Source organism: Providencia sp. PROV061 (assembly GCF_011045655.1).
GTDB lineage: Bacteria > Pseudomonadota > Gammaproteobacteria > Enterobacterales > Enterobacteriaceae > Providencia > Providencia hangzhouensis.
Map to the genome: position 1 here is coordinate 3,295,989 of NZ_CP042861.1, position 19,839 is coordinate 3,315,827.

Annotated in this window: 17 protein-coding genes; 7 read left to right on the top strand and 10 right to left on the bottom strand. The window is 40.2% G+C overall.

The window, feature by feature from the left end; translation table 11 throughout:
• Positions 1 to 2: 2 nt before the first annotated feature.
• The 3 genes from cydC to infA all read left to right on the top strand — a co-directional run bounded on the left by cydC (position 3) and on the right by infA (position 2,814).
• On the top strand, positions 3 to 1,745 hold the full coding sequence (gene cydC, locus FVA72_RS15180; protein ID WP_110591395.1) for a heme ABC transporter ATP-binding protein/permease CydC: 1,743 nt from the start codon (positions 3 to 5) through the stop codon (positions 1,743 to 1,745).
• Positions 1,746 to 1,752: 7 nt separating this feature from the next.
• A complete protein-coding gene (gene aat, locus FVA72_RS15185) occupies positions 1,753 to 2,454 on the top strand; it encodes a leucyl/phenylalanyl-tRNA--protein transferase (protein ID WP_004256353.1) in 702 nt (233 codons plus the stop codon).
• A 141-nt stretch (positions 2,455 to 2,595) separates the two neighbouring features.
• Positions 2,596 to 2,814, top strand: a complete 219-nt coding sequence (gene infA, locus FVA72_RS15190) for a translation initiation factor IF-1 (RefSeq protein WP_004244560.1) — start codon at positions 2,596 to 2,598, stop codon at positions 2,812 to 2,814.
• Positions 2,815 to 2,874: 60 nt separating this feature from the next.
• Here the strand turns inward: infA and clpA are convergent, their stop codons facing one another.
• Together clpA and clpS are read right to left on the bottom strand one after the other, a co-directional pair.
• A complete protein-coding gene (gene clpA / locus FVA72_RS15195) occupies positions 2,875 to 5,157 on the bottom strand; it encodes an ATP-dependent Clp protease ATP-binding subunit ClpA (RefSeq protein ID WP_004256354.1) in 2,283 nt (760 codons plus the stop codon).
• 31 nt (positions 5,158 to 5,188) lie between these two features.
• A complete protein-coding gene (gene clpS, locus FVA72_RS15200; protein ID WP_004256357.1) occupies positions 5,189 to 5,509 on the bottom strand; it encodes an ATP-dependent Clp protease adapter ClpS in 321 nt (106 codons plus the stop codon).
• A 394-nt stretch (positions 5,510 to 5,903) separates the two neighbouring features.
• On the opposite strand from clpS, the gene cspD reads away from it, so the two are divergent.
• Complete coding sequence (gene cspD / locus FVA72_RS15205; RefSeq protein WP_110591394.1) at positions 5,904 to 6,149, top strand: cold shock domain-containing protein CspD; 246 nt, start codon at positions 5,904 to 5,906, stop codon at positions 6,147 to 6,149.
• A 77-nt stretch (positions 6,150 to 6,226) separates the two neighbouring features.
• On the opposite strand, the gene FVA72_RS15210 is transcribed toward cspD, so the two are convergent.
• From FVA72_RS15210 to FVA72_RS15230, 5 genes are all read right to left on the bottom strand, one after another.
• Complete coding sequence (locus tag FVA72_RS15210) at positions 6,227 to 7,174, bottom strand: DUF1177 domain-containing protein (RefSeq protein WP_110591393.1); 948 nt, start codon at positions 7,172 to 7,174, stop codon at positions 6,227 to 6,229.
• Between the two features lie 251 nt (positions 7,175 to 7,425).
• Positions 7,426 to 8,178 carry an IclR family transcriptional regulator gene (locus FVA72_RS15215; protein ID WP_004256362.1) on the bottom strand — a complete coding sequence of 251 codons (753 nt, stop codon included), beginning with the start codon at positions 8,176 to 8,178 and terminating at the stop codon, positions 7,426 to 7,428.
• Positions 8,175 to 9,008, bottom strand: a complete 834-nt coding sequence (locus FVA72_RS15220; protein WP_004256366.1) for a nitrilase-related carbon-nitrogen hydrolase — start codon at positions 9,006 to 9,008, stop codon at positions 8,175 to 8,177. The genes FVA72_RS15215 and FVA72_RS15220 overlap by 4 nt, the downstream gene beginning before the upstream one ends.
• A 10-nt stretch (positions 9,009 to 9,018) precedes the next feature.
• Positions 9,019 to 10,365: a purine-cytosine permease family protein gene (locus FVA72_RS15225; RefSeq protein ID WP_004256368.1), complete on the bottom strand. Its 1,347-nt coding sequence runs from the start codon at positions 10,363 to 10,365 to the stop codon at positions 9,019 to 9,021.
• A gap of 436 nt (positions 10,366 to 10,801) precedes the next feature.
• A complete protein-coding gene (locus FVA72_RS15230) occupies positions 10,802 to 11,497 on the bottom strand; it encodes a FadR/GntR family transcriptional regulator (protein ID WP_036957917.1) in 696 nt (231 codons plus the stop codon).
• 200 nt (positions 11,498 to 11,697) lie between these two features.
• Here FVA72_RS15230 and FVA72_RS15235 point away from each other — a divergent pair, with 200 nt between their 5' ends.
• From FVA72_RS15235 to FVA72_RS15245, 3 genes are all read left to right on the top strand, one after another.
• Positions 11,698 to 12,381: an RraA family protein gene (locus tag FVA72_RS15235; RefSeq protein WP_110591392.1), complete on the top strand. Its 684-nt coding sequence runs from the start codon at positions 11,698 to 11,700 to the stop codon at positions 12,379 to 12,381.
• 67 nt (positions 12,382 to 12,448) lie between these two features.
• Positions 12,449 to 13,711 (top strand): MFS transporter, encoded by a 1,263-nt coding sequence (locus FVA72_RS15240; protein WP_094960665.1) that lies wholly within the window; start codon positions 12,449 to 12,451, stop codon positions 13,709 to 13,711.
• Positions 13,712 to 13,740: 29 nt separating this feature from the next.
• Positions 13,741 to 14,805 carry a mannonate dehydratase gene (locus FVA72_RS15245; RefSeq protein ID WP_004256393.1) on the top strand — a complete coding sequence of 355 codons (1,065 nt, stop codon included), beginning with the start codon at positions 13,741 to 13,743 and terminating at the stop codon, positions 14,803 to 14,805.
• 63 nt (positions 14,806 to 14,868) lie between these two features.
• Here the strand turns inward: FVA72_RS15245 and macB are convergent, their stop codons facing one another.
• From macB to FVA72_RS15260, 3 genes are all read right to left on the bottom strand, one after another.
• On the bottom strand, positions 14,869 to 16,812 hold the full coding sequence (macB, locus tag FVA72_RS15250) for a macrolide ABC transporter ATP-binding protein/permease MacB (RefSeq protein WP_110591391.1): 1,944 nt from the start codon (positions 16,810 to 16,812) through the stop codon (positions 14,869 to 14,871).
• Positions 16,813 to 16,814: 2 nt separating this feature from the next.
• Positions 16,815 to 17,921, bottom strand: coding sequence for a macrolide transporter subunit MacA (gene macA / locus FVA72_RS15255; RefSeq protein ID WP_094960663.1), 1,107 nt, complete (start codon positions 17,919 to 17,921; stop codon positions 16,815 to 16,817).
• A 214-nt stretch (positions 17,922 to 18,135) separates the two neighbouring features.
• A complete protein-coding gene (locus tag FVA72_RS15260) occupies positions 18,136 to 19,800 on the bottom strand; it encodes a DUF2813 domain-containing protein (protein ID WP_094960662.1) in 1,665 nt (554 codons plus the stop codon).
• Between the last annotated feature and the right edge of the window lie 39 nt (positions 19,801 to 19,839).

The window sequence follows — 19,839 nt, forward strand, 5'->3', positions numbered from 1 at the left end:
TAATGAAAATTTTATTACCTTTCTTAGCCCTTTACCGCCGCCATTGGTTTTTAATTACATTAGGCATTATCTTGGCGATTGTGACCTTACTGGCAAGTATTGGCTTACTTACCCTTTCTGGTTGGTTTTTAGCCGGAACCGCCATTGCTGGTTTTCCGGGTCTTTACTATTTTAATTACATGTTACCCGCTGCGGGTGTCCGTGGTGCCGCTATTTTTCGTACCGCTGGCCGCTATGGAGAACGCCTAGTTAGCCACGATGCTACTTTTAAAGTACTTGCTCATTTACGGGTTTTTGCTTTTAGTAAAGTATTGCCCCTTTCGCCGGGTGGTATCAGTCGTTTTCGTCAAGGGGAGTTACTCAATCGTCTGGTCGCTGACGTAGAGACACTAGATCACCTCTATTTACGTGTTTTATCGCCGATCATTACTGCATTTTTTGTTACCTTTGTCCTTATTTTTGGTTTAAGTTATCTCGACCCTCGTCTTGCTTGGACACTGGGTGGCATCATGCTGTTCTTGCTATTTACAATGCCATTTATATTTTATCGTGCAGGAAAACCCATTGGCCGTGAGCTAACCGAATTACGTGGAAGTTATCGCACTATTTTAACCTCCGCACTGCAAGGGCAAGCTGAGTTAACATTATTTGGCGCCACTGAACGTTTTCGCCAAAACTTGCTTAATATCGAAAATAAGTGGCAAGTGCGTCAACAACAGCAAGCGGCACTCACTGGATTATCTCAAGCCATTATTTTATTTGCCTCTGGTGTTACAGCAACACTGCTTCTTTGGATGGCTGCCGACCATGTAGGGGGCGATACAAAACCGGGAGCACTGATTGCTTTATTTGTATTCTGTGCGCTAGCGGCTTTCGAAGCATTAGGCCCTGTTGCTGTTGCCTTCCAACATATGGGTCAAGTGATTGCATCTGCTACTCGCGTTTCCCAATTAATGACCGCAAAACCAGAGGTAACTTTCCCAAGTGAAAGCCCTTCAATCGCAACATTGGAAAATCTGACTGTCGATAATATTTCATTTACCTATCCAGAACAGCCATTTGCCGTTCTTCAAAATGTGTCTTTAACATTAAATAAAGGCCAACACCTTGCTTTATTAGGTAAAACAGGTTGTGGTAAATCCACTCTTCTGCAGTTATTAACCCGTGCTTGGGATGTTGATAGCGGAACCATCTACTTAAATGGTACGCCTATTAACGAATTTAGCGAAAAATCGTTACGTAATATGATGTCTGTAGTACCACAACGGGTTCATGTCTTTAGTGATACATTGCGCAATAATCTATTACTCGCCAATGAACAAGCGACGGATATCGAATTAAGCGAAGTATTGCAGCAAGTTGGTCTAGGCAATTTATTAGAAAACGAATTAAAGCTTAATGCGTGGATGGGTGAAGGCGGCCGACAACTTTCTGGAGGGGAACAACGCCGCTTAGGTATTGCCCGTGCTTTATTACATAACACACCATTAATTCTAATGGATGAACCAACGGAAGGGCTTGATGCACAAACTGAACAGCAAATTTTAGCACTGTTAAAAGAAAAATGTGCCGATAAGACGTTAATTGTCATTACTCACCGTATGCAGGGCTTAGAGGAAATGGATAACATCTGTGTGATGGATAATGGTAAAATCATCGAACAAGGTACCCATCAAGCGCTGTTAGGTATGCAAGGCCAGTATTATCAGTTCCGCCAGCGCCACTGGGCACAGCAACCGCTCTGAGGCGTATATGTACCAATTAGATGATGACTCCTATTTATTCCCTCCCGTGTCTGAAGCCATGCGGGAGCCCAATGGCTTATTAGCGATTGGCGGAGATCTTTCATCAAAAAGGCTGCAAGCTGCCTATTATGATGGTATCTTTCCTTGGTTTAATCCTGGAGAGATGCCTTTATGGTGGTCTCCGGACCCTAGAGCAGTACTCATGGTTGGTGAACTCCATATTAGCCGGTCAATGAAAAAAGTTTTAAAAAAGCAGACTTATCGCATTACTGTTAACCATGCATTCAAGCAAGTTATTGAAGCTTGTTCTGTACGCCAAGAAGGCACATGGATTTTACCCGAAGTTCAAGCTGGGTATTTAGCGCTACACCAAGCGGGTATGGCGCATTCCATTGAAGCTTGGTATGGCGATAAACTCGTTGGAGGCCTGTATGGCGTGAACATGGGGCACCTATTTTGTGGGGAATCTATGTTCAGTAGAATGAATGATGCATCCAAATTTGCTTTTATTACATTCTATTTTCATTTTTTGCGCTATAATGGGCAGCTTTTTGATTGTCAGGTACTTAACCACCATACCGCCTCAATGGGCGCAAAAGAGATATCCCGTAGGGATTTTTTACATATTCTTTATCGGTGGCGTGACAAAGCGATTGACCCCGCCTGCTGGATACCGCAATCGATTGAAATACCGCCAATTTTCGATTAATGAATTTTGGTTTTACATTAATTTTATTCCTTCACTTAAAAATAAAGATCGCGTTAAAATGCGACACTTCTTTACTTAGTGCGGGTTTTTGGGCATTATCTTGCCCGTTAAAAATCACGGTTATTAAACTTAGAGGATTAGATGGCCAAAGAAGACAATATTGAAATGCAGGGCACAGTTTTAGATACCCTGCCAAACACAATGTTCCGTGTTGAACTGGAAAACGGTCACGTGGTGACTGCTCATATTTCTGGAAAAATGCGTAAAAACTATATCCGCATCCTGACAGGCGACAAGGTAACTGTAGAGTTAACACCTTATGACCTGAGCAAAGGCCGAATCATTTTCCGTAGCCGTTGATATTCTCTTCAGGCAAGGCCTGACAACCACAGGTGCATTGATACACCTGTGGTCTATTCGTCAGAATACCGCATCCTCCGGAGAGGCCTTGTGCACGCTACTGAAGCTGTATGTCAGTGTGTTACTTTTTTCATCAAGCCCGATACTTACAGAGCCACCATTGGTTAGTGAACCAAATAACAACTCGTTTGCTAATGGTTTTTTCAGGTTATCCTGAATGGTGCGAGCCATAGGTCGGGCACCCATCGCTTTATCATAACCTTTTTCACACAACCAGCGGCGAGCCGCGGCGCTAACTTCAATTGATACACCCTTTTCATCAAGCTGAACTTGTAATTCCACAATGAACTTATCAACGACTTGCGTAATAATTTCTGGAGTTAATGAGTTAAACCAAATGATACCATCAAGGCGGTTGCGAAATTCTGGTGAGAACGCCTTTTTGATTTCAGACATCGCATCAGTGCTATTATCTTGCTCAGCAAAACCAATAGAACGACGCTGAGTTTCTTGCACCCCAGCGTTGGTTGTCATTACCACAACAACATTACGGAAATCCGCCTTACGACCGTTATTGTCTGTTAACGTTCCGTGGTCCATTACCTGTAAAAGAATATTAAACACATCTGGATGCGCTTTTTCGATTTCATCTAACAGCACCACTGAATGCGGATGTTTGATAACCGCATCGGTCAGTAAACCACCTTGGTCAAAGCCGACATAGCCAGGAGGCGCACCAATTAAGCGGCTAACCGTGTGACGCTCCATATATTCAGACATATCAAATCGCAGCAATTTGATATCCAACGCTTTCGCTAACTGGACAGTCACTTCGGTTTTACCCACCCCTGTTGGACCGGCAAATAAGAAAGAACCCACAGGTTTATTTTCTAACCCTAAACCTGCCCGATTCATTTTGATTGCCTCAGACAATGAATCTATCGCTTTGTCTTGTCCAAACACTAACATTTTCAAACGAGAGTCGAGTGTCTTGAGTTTATCTTTATCGCTTGAGGAAACCGTTTTTTCAGGAATACGGGCGATACGCGCCACAACTGTTTCAATTTCAGGCACACCAATGGTTTTTTTACGCTTACTTGGTGCAACTAGTCGCGTTCGCGCCCCGGCTTCATCAATCACGTCAATGGCTTTATCTGGCAAATGCCTGTCGGTGATATATTTAATGGATAAATCCACCGCCGCTTGGATCGCTTTTGCGGTATAACGAACATCATGATGAGCTTCATACTTAGGCTTCAACCCATTGATAATACGAATTGTTTCTTCGGGAGTTGGTTCTACAATATCAATTTTCTGGAAACGACGAGCCAACGCTCTATCTTTCTCAAAAATACTGCCAAATTCTTGGTATGTTGTTGAACCAATAACACGAATTCGACCACTTGATAGCAACGGTTTAATTAAGTTCGCTGCGTCAACTTGCCCACCAGACGCGGCTCCTGCACCGATGATAGTGTGAATTTCATCAATAAATAAAATGCTCTTCGGATCTTTTTCCAGCATTTTTAATAATGCTTTGAAACGTTTCTCAAAGTCACCACGGTATTTGGTTCCAGCCAATAATGAACCAATATCTAATGAAAAAATTGTGCAGCCTTTCATTACGTCAGGTACATCATCTTGCTCAATACGCCATGCTAGCCCTTCAGCAATCGCGGTTTTACCGACACCTGACTCACCGACTAATAGTGGATTATTTTTACGACGGCGGCACAATACTTGAATCGTACGCTCTAATTCAGCCTGACGTCCAACCAGAGGGTCGATATTCCCTTTCTTGGCCTGCTGGTTCAAGTTGGTCGTAAAGTTGTCCATATGGTCTTCTGGGACCGGCTGCTCTTCGTTTTGCACACTATTAGAGGAGATATCTTGTTCTGATGACGACTCTTCGCCTTTTATCGTGCCATGAGAAATATAATTAACTACATCTAAACGGCTTACATCATGCTTGCGTAATAAGTACGCAGCTTGGGACTCTTGCTCACTAAAAATCGCGACCAATACGTTTGCACCGCTGACTTCGTTGCGCCCAGATGATTGCACATGAAAAACAGCGCGCTGTAATACACGCTGAAAACTCAACGTAGGCTGGGTGTCTCTGCTATCATTTTCGGGTAACAAAGGTGTAGTTTGCGCGATGAAGTGTTCAAGTTCTTGACGTAATGCAACAAGATCAACCTTACAAGCATCTAAAGCTTCGCGAGCAGAGATATTACTCAGTAACGCTAGCAATAGGTGCTCTACAGTCATAAACTCATGGCGACTGTCTTTCGCTTTCGTAAAAGCTACGTTTAAACTAAGCTCCAGTTCTTGATTGAGCATAAGCACCTCCCAAAATTGATATTAAGCCAAATTAGACTTTCTCTATAGTGCAAAGCAAAGGGTACTCATGTTCACGAGCAAAAGTATTGACTTGCGCCGCTTTCGTTTCAGCAACCTCTGCTGTAAAAATTCCACAAACTCCCTTTCCTTGAATATGGACATCTAACATTATCTGTGTAGCGCGTTCTTCATCAAAAGAAAAGTATTTTTGTAACACTTCGACAACAAAATCCATCGGGGTGTAATCGTCATTATTTAATAGCACCTTATACATCGATGGTGGCTGTAAGGTTTGTTCTATTTCATCTTTAAAAATGACGTCCGTTTTAAATGTACCCAGAAAATCACTCATTACTTTCTTGCTCAGTGTTTAACTTCAATTTAAGCATAGTCTTTATTATCAACGATTTCTATCAATCATATTGATAACATCATAAAACTATACCATTTAGTTACTATGCTGTTTTTTTGTCTATATTGCATCAAGCGACAGTGTATCATGGGAATCACCTTTGCTTCCATGGTTAGCAATCTGTGAGCCATATCAAATATTATAGAAAATGAGCGCTATTGATTAGCGAATTCTTAACACTTTCCAGCAATTCCTGAACCGTACCTCTTGACCTTAGAAGGTAATTTATTACAGTATATTTTACGAACAAATAACATCGTATTTATACTTATTTTGTATGTGTTTTTTATACATCGTTCTAAATGCAAATACTGGTAAATTTGAAGGATAAAATATGGAGACGGGTATCGTTAAGTGGTTCAATAACGCAAAAGGCTTTGGTTTTATTTGCCCGGCTGATGGCGGAGAAGATATTTTTGCTCATTATTCCTGTATCCAAATGGACGGTTACAGGACACTAAAAGCAGGCCAGAAAGTTCAATTTAGTGTGACTATTGGCCCAAAAGGTAATCATGCAGACCTCATTGTTCCTATTGAAAATGAGGATATTCCAGACAACACAACAGAATCGAATTTATAGCTCACCAATAGAGCACAGTTAATTATTTTAATAACACTGACAACGCTAATAATTAACTGTGACTATTTATAAATTAATCATTTTTTTGCTGCATTATTACCTGCTGTTTGCAGGTGTGACATATCACCATACAATGACGTCAATAAATCATATTGTTCAACATCATAAAACACACATTGTTTTCCTGTGAATGCTTTAGCCACTTCTATCATAAATTTTACAGTAGCCGCAATATCAACCTCATGGCTGGCCCCTGTAGAGCAACCTGGTACTACCGTTTCTGAGCAAATAGCGACACCAACCACTGGTGCAGATGTTGATACCGCAGGTTGTAATATACTGTTGATATGATGTAGGCCATTACCATATGGCGTGATGTCTTGAATTGATAATGGAAATGTCACCGCTTTTTGGCCACTACTCCATTCCATCAAACGAATTAAATCCTCTGACACAGGTAAAATATAACCATTTTTTACTGTTGGAGACAGTGCATACCCTTTATGATTGAGTAAACGATTTCCCTTCGTGGTATCTACGGACAAAATAGCATCCGCTTCAGGGATCGCCTCATGTTGATTCATCGTGGCATCTTCAAGGGGCGAATCCATAAAATCAACAGGTGTATGCGGACGTGTTGGCGCATTTGGGCAAATATGGGTCGTGACCACGACATCACCGAGTAACTGGTCACCCTTTTCATGCATTTGTGCCAGTTTAAGCGCTGCTGCAAGTGCGGCAATCGCACCATCTGCATCAGACACAACACCTATTCGAGAAGGCCTAGCACCAATTCCACCTAAACGCCCGATGATTCCCAGTGTTGGCGCATCTTTATGCTGTGATTTACCTTGTGTTCCTGGAATAAGAATGCGAACAAAGTCACTTTGTCCTTTGTGATCCTTAACCGTTTTAGACATGACTTCAATGTGTGGGAAATCTTGGAACAATGCAACAATGTCTTCACCTTTAACACTAGCGCAATCGATTAGATCATATACGCAAAGAGTTTGTTTTAGACTCATTGTACTTCCTTTAATTTTAATTATTTTTTATGAGAGTAAAGAGCTACTTTGAGATTAACTCGCATAGAATAGCGAGTTAATCTCATTTCACTCTAGATGGAATCTCACGTAATAGAGGTTCCATTTTTCCTGATGAAGGCGTATTCACGCACTTAAAATGCTAACAATATTAAATATTTATAATTTACTGTTTACTTCAACTACTTACTTCAACTACTTACTACTTTTTGCTTTTATAACATGAAATAAGCTCATGACTTATTCATGCTTTTTTGCAACCAATATGGGTCACCCACCATACACCCAAGATAAGCGGCTTTATGACAAAGGCTCTTAGATAACTGCACCATAACCTCATCATTCATTTGTGCAGCAGGCAAACTTAAACACAAGGCATATAACGTATTTTGTGCAGGGTCGAACACCGTGCTGGATATGGAAGCGACTCCGGCAACGGATTCATCCATCGAAAATTCCCAGCCACGATCTGCCACTAAGTCCAAACGCTCAACTAATTTACCCCGTTCTTCTTTTGGCTCACGGTCAATAATTTTTGACCGCTCATTTAGCGGTAACCTTGCTAATAGTGCACGCCCCGTTGACGTTCCCAGTATGGGTAAGCGGGTACCCGGTTGAGTGATCACTTGCAGCATGCTATTACCAAAACGTGCATGAACAACACGAACCATATCATCATCAAGTGCTGAGACATAACTGGTAAACCCGCTATCTTTCGCAAGTTCATCAAGTGCTTCAAGCATCATATCGATTAGCGGGTTCATCCCCCTAGCCCGATGAGCTAATTCCATAATCAGCAAACCAGGTCGATATATCGGTGCATTGTTTTTCTTTTCCAGCAATCCGAGTTCAGCCATTTGCTTTAAAAGACGGGAGGCCGAGCTTTTTGGCATACCTAATTCATTAACCAACGTTGTCACCGTCAGTTCATTACCTGAACGTAAGAACAATTGGTAAACATCAACCACGCTAGATAAAATACTCATGACCCTAAACCTTGGGTTAATACACTGTAGCTTTGTGGCTTTCTGTCTCTCAGATAAGGCACTTTTAAACGTGTATGGGCTTGGTTTAAAAAATCAACCTCACCGATTAATAGCTCTTCGCCCTCACAGCTCGCTTCACAAAGTACTTGGCCGCGAGGACCTAAAACCTTGCTACCACCAAATAAATGCAGATCTTCTTCATGACCCCAACGGTTCACTGCAAGTAAGTGAGTTCCATTTTCTAGTGCTCGACAGGCGCTATTAATATCCCACACATCTCGGTCTTGAACACACCAAGCTGAAGGGGCTAATAACAATTCCGCGCCTTGTAATGTTAAAATTCGTGCGACTTCTGGAAAACCCATGTCATAGCAAATCATGATACCGATTTTACCGATCGGCGTTTCAAACACAGGGAAACTATCACCTCGTCCAAACCATTGTTTTTCTATGCCGAAAGCATGAACTTTACGAAAAACACCACTAATACCCTCACACCCCGGGTTCCAAACACCGACAGAGTTATAGATATCGCCTAAATATTCACCGCGCTCAACAAAACCGCTAACAATAGTGATATTTAAACGAGTAGCAAGTTCGCTAAATAGCGTATAAGTTTCACTTCCGATGGAATCGCTTAAATCCCACAACTTAGTGGTCAGTAAGTCACCACGATAACCCGTTGTCGCCAGCTCAGGGAAACAAATCAGTTTTGCCCCTGAATCTGCGGCTTGTTGGCACAACTGTGCCATGCGTTGTAAATTATTGGTTTTATTGCCAAGTTCTGAATCAAACTGAGCCAGAGCAACTTTAACTTTTGTACCTGACATTGTTTAATCCTTAATCTAAATGAGAGACTTTGCGAAAGTGTACCGTTTCAACACCTCTCGCTTTCGCCTGCCAGCGCATGCCTATCCAATAAGCAACTGCACCAGTAATCAAAGAGTTAAGCGCTGGGATACCGTAGTCTGCATGTAGCGGACCTAACTCTGATGTCCCCCAGCCAACCAGTACTGCGATCACCCACACCACGAGTGTTACTGGGTTATATGCTTCACAACTCGGTGGTAATATGCCTTGCTCTCGAGTGATATCTAGTTCTTTGCGATCACGTTTTAACAAGTAATAGTCAACAACCATAATCCCTGCGACAGGAGGAATGGCTATTCCTAAGTAAATTAAGAAACCGATAAAGTTATCTAAGATCCCTAACATTGAAGCGATTGTGCCAAAGATACCAATCACCCACGTTAAATAACGACGGTCAAAACGCTTATTAAATATGGCATTTAACAGTGTTGAAAAACCTAACGATGATGAATACAAATTGATATCATTCATTTTTATTGTTGAGAAGATAACAATCGATGCACCTAATAGGCCTGTCAGCGCCATCATTAAATCAAATACTTGGCTTGTACGTAATGACAGCGCCATTAGTACCGCTATCATATTGACCAGTAACTCACCAAAAAATGTGCCGATAAGCGTCATCCAAAACACATCTTTAGGCCCTTTCATGAAACGGCTGATATCGGGTGTTGTCACTGCTGCAATAATAAAACCACCAGCAACCATTGTGATGGCCGCAGGCATAGTCATTAATGGCCCGGCGGGTTCAGTGTCATTAATAAGCGTACCAATATCTTGACCTGATAATAAATTATATGTCGCCCAGCCTAACGCGAATAAAAATAGCGGCGTTGAGATATTGGCAGTAATAGATAAAAATCGATACCCATATACTGTTATAACCGTCACCGCAATACCTGTAATAAGTGACCAAGTCCCTGGTGTTAGCACATTAGTCGCTTTATACATTCCATCCGCAAAGAAACCATTTTGGACGCCAAACCAGCCCATTAAGGAGATAGCAATTGCGCCACCAATGAGTGCTGAGCCTAACTTACCAAAACCCGCCCACCGAGACAGTAGGCTGATTGACATTCCTTCGCGGCACGCAGCCGCTCCAAGCCCCCAGCTGACAACCTGTAAAATTACAGATCCAAGCATCGTTGCCCAAAACGCCTGCCAAAAAGTTAACCCATACCCAAGAGCCGCACCTAACATAACTTGTGAAACACAAGCTAGTGCGCCAATTCGTAGAATTAACACTTCATAGAACGGCCTACGAGCACTTTGGGGTACCCGAGCCAAAGAATAATCTTCACCTGCTTTATTCGCCATATCGCACCTGCTGTGTGGTTGTCTTTGCTTAGTTTTTTACTGGCTTTATTATAAGTTCCATTATATGGAACTAGGTTTCATTTATTCTACAAGGCAAATCATATCCATGATCGATACCAATTCGCAAGTAGAATTTATCTTTTCAGACAGTTTTTTATTATGAAATATTTTAAGAAACGAGGGAATATACAGACTGAAAAAAATATTATCGGGAAATGAAGGAGTTAAAAATAACGCATTTAATTAGCAGAATTTAATTGAGGAACTTGGTTCCGAAAAATGGGACTATCCCTAAATCAAATTATTTACAAGCAGATGATTCACATATTGATAATTGACCTTAAAGCTGAGTTACACAGAAAGTAGAGCGAAGGAATTTAGCTTATCCTTCGCCACTCAAAAATCTCACTAAGAAAAATTATTATGGGTGGCTGATCTAAAAACTATCCATGGTTAACTTAAAGTGAGTATCCATCTTTAACCCAGTTGCCACAAAGTCTTGTTTTTCAATTGACTCTAAAATATCAAAATGAATATCAATGATCTTTTTATGTTCATCATGGTTGTTTTGGTTTAATAAACCAGCTGAAATAGAACCACCTAATGCGCCTCTTAATGCTTTTAGCATCAATGCATATAACGGATTTTGTGACATTTCAGCTAATGTTAAGTGGAAATCAATATCACTCTCAATGAACAAATCCCAATCATTAGAACTCAACAAGGATTTCCTCATTTTATCTGCAATTTTTCTTAACTTGATATAATCATTTTTATTTCCATGCATTGCAGCCAACACTGCAGAATCAACTTCAATCGCACGTCGAAGGCCTAAGATTTGCTGATAATTAACCTGCTGAGTCACAATGGCATGGTTAAAAATAGTTTCTAACGGGTTTGAGTTAATTTTTTGTATTTTAGGCTTTTTGCCACTACTAATATCTAAAATACCTAATATAGAAAGGCTTTGAAAAGCCTCTCTAACCACCCCCCTGCTCACCCCTAAACGTTCAATAATCTCTTTTTCACTTGGTATTTCATCACCTGGATTTAGATTTGATTGAGATATTAAAGATAGAACATAGCTTCTAACTTGTTCTGAAAGTGTTTGTTTTTCAATTAAAGGATGCAATCTAACCCCCAAAATTAGCAATATCCATTTGATTTAAAATCAAAAAATAATCTTCCTGTGATTAAAACAATAATAAAACTAGAGTCGTATCACAAAACCTATATTAACCCTCTTTTAATATTAAGGCCATACTGCTAGCCTGTATGACAGGTTGACAGCCAAACAGTAAGATTAAGACCTTAGATACATAGGAATATGAAATGAATAAAGATAATGATTTGTTTGACAAGATTAAAAAGGAATTACCCGTAGCTCTTCTAGGGGATATTTTAGATGAAATAGGATTACACCATCAGTTCTTACCTCCTATACTCAAACCTTTATCTGAGGATATGAAGATTGTAGGTCGAGCAATGCCTGTACTAGAAGCTGATTACATGTTACCGCCTGACGTTACATCTAATGGGCCATTAGGAAATAAAGATTTCGGTATTATGTTTGAAGCACTAGATAGCTTAAAGGAAGGTGAAGTTTATATCGCTTCCGGTTCTTCGCATAATTACGCCCTGTGGGGTGGATTAATGTCGACAAGAGCTAAAAAACTTAACGCTGCGGGCGCTATTATTTATGGCTATTCAAGAGATAAGAGAGAAATACTAGAACTTGATTTCCCTGTATTTTCATTAGGTAGTTATGCTCAAGATCAAAAAATAAGAGGTAAAGTATTAGATTATCGAGTTCCAATCAAAATCAATAATATTTTAATTAAACCAGGTGATTTAATTGTTGCCGATGAAGAAGGCGTATTAATTATTCCTAAAAATGTAGAGTCTTACGTTATTGCAAATGCATTTGAAAAACAAAAAATGGAGAATAAAGTACAAAAAGAAATAGCAAATGGAATGGGTGCTGTAGAAGCATATAATAAATTTGGCGTCATGTGATAAACATAAAAATAGATATGTCTTATTAAATTTAATAATAAACATATCATTATATCAAAGGTGATTTATGTTTAAAAAAATAAGATGGAATTTAGTTTTATTTATTTCTCTTGGAGGAATGATAAACTATATGGATCGCTCTGCATTTGCTATTGCAGCTCCTGTTTTTTCTAAAGATTTAAACTTAACACCAAGTGAAATGGGTATACTTTTCAGTAGTTTTTCTATTGGATATGCTTTATTTAATTTCATTGGCGGATACGCATCAGATAAATATGGTCCCAAAAAGGTTTTTGCCGTAAGTATGGCTCTTTGGTCTATCTTTTGCGGCATGATCGGGGTAACTGTTGGTTTTATCTCTATGCTTATTATCCGAACTTTATTTGGTGCAGCTGAAGGCCCCTTTGCAGCAACACTCAATAAAATGGTTAATAACTGGTTCCCTAAAAAAGAAGTTGCTACTGCTATAGGTATAGCAACTGCTGGTAATCCAATAGGTGGAGCTATTGCTGGCCCTATAATGGGAATATTAATAATTACAACTGGTTGGCGTGTTGCATTTTTTATACTTGCTGCAATAGGCTTTATATGGCTAATTGGGTGGTTAAAAATAGCTAAAGATAAACCGGAACAACATAAAAAAATATCAAAAGAAGAATTAGAATATATTTTATCTGACGATAATAATGTAGAATCAAAAACCACAAATACTATATCTAAACCATTATCTTTTTATATAAAGAGTCCGACTATATTAGCAACAACTCTTGCATTCTTCAGTTTGAATTATATTTTATTTTTCTTTTTATCATGGTTTCCAAGTTACTTATCTAATGTTCAAAATCTCAGTATAAAAGATATGAGTATAGTAAGTATTATACCTTGGCTATTAGGTGCTATTGGAATGGCTCTAGGGGGAATACTTTGTGACTTTGTTTTAAAGAAAACAAATAAACCATTATTCTCCAGAAAAATCGTGTTGGTTAGTTGTCTAGGAATATCGGCAATCCTTGTCTTTCTTGTCGGTAATGTTACTCGTGTTGAAAGTGCCGTAGCACTCATGGCATTCGGAATATTTTTCTTATATTTATCTGCTACAACCTATTGGGCAATTCTACAAGATACCGTTGCAAAAAATAATATTGGTGCGGTTGGTGGATTTGTACACGCAATGGCAAATGTTGCCGGAATTTTAGGCCCTATTATTACAGGCTATATCATTGAATGGTCTGGAATGTATAGCATCGCATTTTTTGTGGCAGGTGGAATCGGTATTGTTGGCGCAATCAGTGTCGCATTATATGTAAAACCACTAAATCTCACTAACTAAGAAATTTTCAAATTAAAAGGTTAATAATTATGAAACTAGGATTTGGTTTATATCGACATATGCTTAATGATGAACATTATGCTTTTGCAAAACAATGTGGAGCAACTCATATCGTTGTTCATATGGTCGACTACTTTAACAGTAATGAACGATTTTCACGTAGCGACCAGCCAATTGGCGATAATGATGGCTGGGGAACGGCTGTTGGTGATGTCTGGACAGTAGATGAACTAATAAAAATCCGTGACCGGATGCAAGAGTTTGGCTTAACATTTTATGCAATTGAAAATTTCGACCCTTGCCACTGGGATGATATTTTGTTTGACGGCCCTAAAAAATTAGAACAGCTTGAAGTCGTCAAAAACATTATTAGAAATGTAGGGAAAGCAGGTATTCCTGTCTTTGGATATAATTTCAGTCTGGCAGGAGTCGCAGGGCGAGTTATCGAAAACAAAGCACGAGGAGGTGCTCAAACTGTTGGTTTATCTGGCATCAATGAAGACATTCTAGAACCAATGCCGGATAATATGGCATGGAATATGAAAATCAATAACCATAGTGCTGGTTATCGTCCTGAAACAACAACAGAGCAACTCTGGGAAAGGTTAACCTGGTTCTTAAACCATATTATCCCTGTCGCTGAAGAAGCAGGCGTTCGCCTAGCTGCTCATCCAGACGATCCTCCACTAGAGTTTGTCAGAGGCCAGCCAAGGCTCGTCAATCAACCTCACTTATATCAAAAATTACTAGATATAAAACCAAGTAAATCAAATGCGCTAGAGTTTTGTCTTGGAACCATTGCCGAAATGTCTGAGGGCAACGTTTACGAAGCAGTACAACAATATGCAAGTCAAGATGCGATGGCATACGTCCATTTTAGGAACGTTAAAGGTAAAGTGCCACACTATCATGAAACCTTCATTGATGAGGGCGATATTGATATGTTGAAGGTATTAACAATATTAAAAGAAAATAATTATACAGGTGTATTAATCCCTGACCATACGCCACAAATGTCATGTGATGCGCCATGGCACGCAGGTATGGCTTATGCGATGGGATATATGCAAGCATTACTTAAAGTACTGAAATAATATATAAATAATGCTCCATGCACTATTTTGATAAATGTGCATGGAGAGCTTTATACGAACAATTTATTCCCTCGCCAACGCATCAATTGGGTTCAAGCGAGCTGCATTTCGAGCAGGTAAAAAGCCAAAAATAATGCCAATGGCTGTTGAACAAACAAAGGCACTGACTAATGCCACCGGGTCAAAAGAAAAAGTCCAGCCTGGTAGTGCCATTTGAGCCAATAAACTAATCCCATACGATAGGCCAATCCCCATCAACCCGCCCATTAAACAGACTAGTACGGCTTCGATAAGAAATTGCTGCATCACATCGCTAGTCCTAGCCCCTACCGCCATGCGAATACCAATTTCTCGCGTCCTTTCGGTAACAGAAACCAGCATAATATTCATCACACCAATACCACCAACCACCAGCGAAATAACCGCGACTAATGTTAGAAACAGTTGCATAGTCTGGGTGGTTTTTTCCGCTGTTTTTACAAAAGTGTCAAGGTTATAGGTGAAAATATCCTTTTTACCATGGCGCAACGTGAGTAAGCGGGTCAGTTGCTGTTCTACCGTTTTCGCATCGTAACCATCTTTCACCCTAACAACAAAGCTCTCATAGTATGGACGGTTCAGAATTTTACTATTCACCGTAGTATCCGGTAACCAAACCGATAGCGACTTACTCGAACCAAAAGTCGATTTTTTCTCTTCAAGCACACCGATAACCGTTACAGGCATATTACCAATGAGCAAAGTTTCGCCAATAACATTTTCTTGTTTAGGGAAAAAGCGGCGCTTAGTATTGGCATCAATAACCACCACTTGTGCGCGCTTATCCACCATATCTTGCGTGAAACTCATACCTTCTGAAAATTTAGAGGCATAAACATTAAAATAATCCCGACCAACACCGGTGAGCTGTGCCGAAGCGTCAACATTCCCTTTTCTTAAGCGTGTTGAGTGGTTGAGCTCGCCAGAAATCGCGTACACATAAGGCTGTTTTGCTAATGCATCAATATCTGAGGCTCTTAAGGACTGACGATTTTTTGCATCATCGTACCCAAAGTCTTCCCCTGGATAAATTGAAATGGTATTCGTCCCGATTGATTTTATATCATTAAGGACCATACCTTGAGCAGCATCACCGATCACCATTATTGATACCACCGACGCAATGCCAATGATAATCCCCAGCATAGTCAGCAATGTACGCATCTTATTAACGACCATGGCACGCCAAGCCATTAATAAGGCCTCACTAAACCGACCATACGCCTGAGCTAAAGAGAATTTTCGTGGGGGAGCTTTTGGTAATGAATTTGTTCGTTTCGTGGCTTTGCTACCCGAGTCATTCAAAATCTCGCCATCTTTAATTTCGATAATACGTTCCGCTTGTTGAGCAATTTCAGGGTCATGCGTGACAATAATTACGGTATGCCCTTGGGCACAGAGGTCTTTTAAAATATTCATGACCTCTTCCCCCGAATGGCTATCCAGTGCTCCTGTTGGCTCATCTGCGAGAATTATCTGCCCACCATTCATAAGAGCGCGAGCAATACTCACGCGCTGTTGTTGCCCACCAGACAACTGACTTGGACGATAATCAACTCGCTCCCCTAACCCTAGACGCTGTAATAGCTGGGCTGCTCGCTCACGACGTTGGTTTTTACCCTCCCCTGCATACACCGCAGGCACCTCAACATTTTGTTCCGCGCTTAAATGACTCAGTAAATGGTAACGTTGAAAAATAAAGCCAAAATGCTCTCGGCGCAGTTCTGCCAATTGATCGTTATCTAACGTTGCAACGCTTTGGCCATCAATGAAATAATTCCCTTCAGTTGGTTTATCTAAGCACCCAATAATATTCATGAGCGTGGATTTACCTGAACCAGAAGCACCAATGATCGCTACCATCTCACCTGCATTAATTTGCAGTGAGACATTTTTTAAGACTGTAACTCGGTTTTCGCCTTCCCCGTAGCGGCGAGTGATCCCTTGAAGATCAATTAACGCAGACATAGTTAGTATTCCGTCTCGCTATGGCCAATGACCACTTTGTCACCTTCATTTAGGCCTTTGGTAATTTCCACATACACATCATTTCGACCACCAATTTCAACGTGTTTTTTCTCGACTTTATTGCCTTGAAGGATATCCACTTCATAGGTTTGTGGTGAAATTTCATTGCCTAATGCAGATAGCGGTAGTAACAGAACATTTTTACGTGACTCTAATTCAATAGTGACCTGAGCGGTCATTTGTAATTTCAATAAATGTTGCGGATTGGGTACCTCAAAGCGCGCATAATAGAAAATGGCATCATTGATTTTTTCAGGTGTTGGTAAAATATCTTTTAGTTGCCCTGAGAATTTTTTATCTGGAGCGCCTAAGACGGTAAACGAGGCATCTTGCCCAGGCTCCAAATAAATCACATCGGCTTCAGAAACTTCCGCTTTTACTAGCATCGTGTCTAAATCCGCAAGTGTTAAAATCGTTGGTGCTTCCTGAGCAGCAATAACCGTCTGCCCTTGTAATGTTTTAATAAAGGTGACAATGCCATCCATTGGAGCCGTAATTTGAGTGTATTTCAAATTTGTTTTTGCCGAATCTAAAGTGGCTTGGTTACGCTTAATTTGCGCTTGATAAGTGGCAACTTGCGCTTTTTTCACTTCTACATCAGTTTTGGCTTTATCAAGCTCTTGTTGGGAAACGGCTTGCTGTTTCGCTAGGCTTAAATGACGTTGATAAGTCAGTTGAGCAAGGCGAAGTTCCGCTTGAACTAATGATAGATTCGCTTCAAGTTCACGAGTCATCGCTTCAGACTCAGTCACATCATTTTGGGCTTTTTTCGGGTCAATAACGGCTAATAAATCACCTTTTTTAACATAATCACCCTCTTTGACATACAGAGTTTGTAGTTGCCCACTCACTTGAGCCCCCACATCGACTTTACGTACAGCGTCAAGTTTTCCCGTTGCCAGCACTTGTTTATCTAAATCGCCTCGAGTGACATCTACGGTTTGAAAAACCTCTTCTTCCTCACGATTAAAAAGAAACCCAGCAGTGACTAGGGCAACAATAATGATTGCCAAATAAATCGGCCACTTTTTCTTAGGCTTTGCCTTCATGTTTATTCGCTTCCTATGAACAAAAAGAGGGCATTGCCCTCTAAGATCGCTGACAACTTGTAAAAGGAGGTGACTTTCCAATTTGTTGCCAGCTAAAAACTAATGATCAAATTATATATCACTTAAGTTATCAATTGATTCAACATGAGATAAACCTAAGAGTGGGATTTCTCAATAATCCATCAACAACCCGTAAAATTTATCGATATCACCATTAATTTGCTTTACCCCTTGCCAACCATGCCACACGAGAAAACATACTTTTCAACTGTAGAGGGATACTATCTGGACCTAACTCAGCCGCCCGATTAACAGTTGCTAACGCTAAATCTGGCTTCGATGTACGAGAGATCGCCTTAATAATCACTCGCCTTGTTGAAACTTTCGCATTATCTGGAATATCAGCAATTTCATGATAAAGTTTTCGAAACCCTTCACGATATAGGAAATGTTCCATATCTGGTGCGGGTAGCATCGTTAGCCTATCCCTATCTGAGGAATTAATTTTATTAGCATAATGCGTCGCTGTTGCCGCATATTTACGCCCTGCCTCATCACCATCAGTTAAAACATGCCATTCAATTCCCATTTTATTGGCAAACTTTAGCAGTGGTTTCAAACCACTTTGCGCAAATGCAATAACTTTTATTCCTTCTGTTTCAAAGTAATAGTTACACTGGCGCGAGAATTCATTCATCAGCCAAATTTCAGTTTCCCCTTCAACTAATAACCAACAGCGAGCGAACAAGGCTGACGGACGATTAAAGCGAATATGGAAAGAAATTTTACGTAATTCTTCAGCACTCAAATCATTTTCATTTAAACGATAAGCTGAAACTTTATTCGTATTACGAACCAGACGACATAAATCCTCCAAAGGCGCTAATGAAAGTAGCTCCCCTGAATTCGTCGTGGTGATCCTCTGTAGAGAAAATAAGCTAAATAAGCCCCATGCAATGGAAAGCATAATTGGGTGCAAACGCGTTTCAGGGTCTTCAACAATAATCAATGGCCGAGCGTATTTATCTAAATGAATATTACCCTTTGATTGTAATAAAGAAGAAAACATCCCTAAAATAATTAACCGAATATTACGTTGATTTGGTTTGGCAATTAACCGGTTAATATTATCAAGCGCTTTCCAACCGCGTTTACGCGGTTCTATTTTAACCATTGAATTATCTGAACGAATAATATGGGAGCTTTGCCCAGAGAAGTAATGGCTAAGCAACTGTTGCATGGCATCAACCCCATCACAGAGATCTTCATCACTTAAGCGTTCAGGGTTGTTGACCAATGCGCTAGTGAGTTCCTTAATACGAGCATTAAATAAGTCACGTACCTCTTTTTGCCCTGAAACAATCGTTTCTGGATTAAGTGAGTGTAAAAAACGCGCATCACGAAGGCGAATAACAGGATACAACCGAATAATTTCTTTAATATATTTACCGACGTTGTCCAATGAAAGTTTATTACCACCTGCATTTAAAAAGCTTTTATCGACAACTATCGTGTCATCATCTTTAAGTTCTGCACTAACACGATAAAAAATATGTTTAAGGTCATCACCGTTATCTACCCAAACTGAGGCTAAGTTATGAAAACGATAGGATTGATGACGCCCTTTGCGGCGTTCACAAAATTTTAAGACTATCTGCAATGAACGGTAACGTGACTCATCATTCCCTGCGGGATAGTGAAAATCATGAAGACTGAATTGGTAATCTATATGTTCAGGAGAAAGAAGAAGGTCAAGTGCATCAAGTAAGCTCGACTTTCCCCATGAATTCTCGCCAACTAAAACTGTACTGTTATTCAGTTCTAATGAAAGGCGGTTAATCCCTCTAAATCCGTATATTTCCACACGTTCCAGGTACATATCACTCTCCTTGGAATATTTTTAGTTCACCCTAAATAT

Coding starts and splice junctions, on each gene's coding strand:
- cydC (WP_110591395.1), top strand. CDS start 3: ATGAAAATTTTATTACCTTTCTTAGCCCTTTACCGCCGCCATTGGTTT.
- aat (WP_004256353.1), top strand. CDS start 1,753: ATGTACCAATTAGATGATGACTCCTATTTATTCCCTCCCGTGTCTGAA.
- infA (WP_004244560.1), top strand. CDS start 2,596: ATGGCCAAAGAAGACAATATTGAAATGCAGGGCACAGTTTTAGATACC.
- clpA (WP_004256354.1), bottom strand. CDS start 5,157: ATGCTCAATCAAGAACTGGAGCTTAGTTTAAACGTAGCTTTTACGAAA.
- clpS (WP_004256357.1), bottom strand. CDS start 5,509: ATGAGTGATTTTCTGGGTACATTTAAAACGGACGTCATTTTTAAAGAT.
- cspD (WP_110591394.1), top strand. CDS start 5,904: ATGGAGACGGGTATCGTTAAGTGGTTCAATAACGCAAAAGGCTTTGGT.
- FVA72_RS15210 (WP_110591393.1), bottom strand. CDS start 7,174: ATGAGTCTAAAACAAACTCTTTGCGTATATGATCTAATCGATTGCGCT.
- FVA72_RS15215 (WP_004256362.1), bottom strand. CDS start 8,178: ATGAGTATTTTATCTAGCGTGGTTGATGTTTACCAATTGTTCTTACGT.
- FVA72_RS15220 (WP_004256366.1), bottom strand. CDS start 9,008: ATGTCAGGTACAAAAGTTAAAGTTGCTCTGGCTCAGTTTGATTCAGAA.
- FVA72_RS15225 (WP_004256368.1), bottom strand. CDS start 10,365: ATGGCGAATAAAGCAGGTGAAGATTATTCTTTGGCTCGGGTACCCCAA.
- FVA72_RS15235 (WP_110591392.1), top strand. CDS start 11,698: ATGAATAAAGATAATGATTTGTTTGACAAGATTAAAAAGGAATTACCC.
- FVA72_RS15240 (WP_094960665.1), top strand. CDS start 12,449: ATGTTTAAAAAAATAAGATGGAATTTAGTTTTATTTATTTCTCTTGGA.
- FVA72_RS15245 (WP_004256393.1), top strand. CDS start 13,741: ATGAAACTAGGATTTGGTTTATATCGACATATGCTTAATGATGAACAT.
- macB (WP_110591391.1), bottom strand. CDS start 16,812: ATGTCTGCGTTAATTGATCTTCAAGGGATCACTCGCCGCTACGGGGAA.
- macA (WP_094960663.1), bottom strand. CDS start 17,921: ATGAAGGCAAAGCCTAAGAAAAAGTGGCCGATTTATTTGGCAATCATT.
- FVA72_RS15260 (WP_094960662.1), bottom strand. CDS start 19,800: ATGTACCTGGAACGTGTGGAAATATACGGATTTAGAGGGATTAACCGC.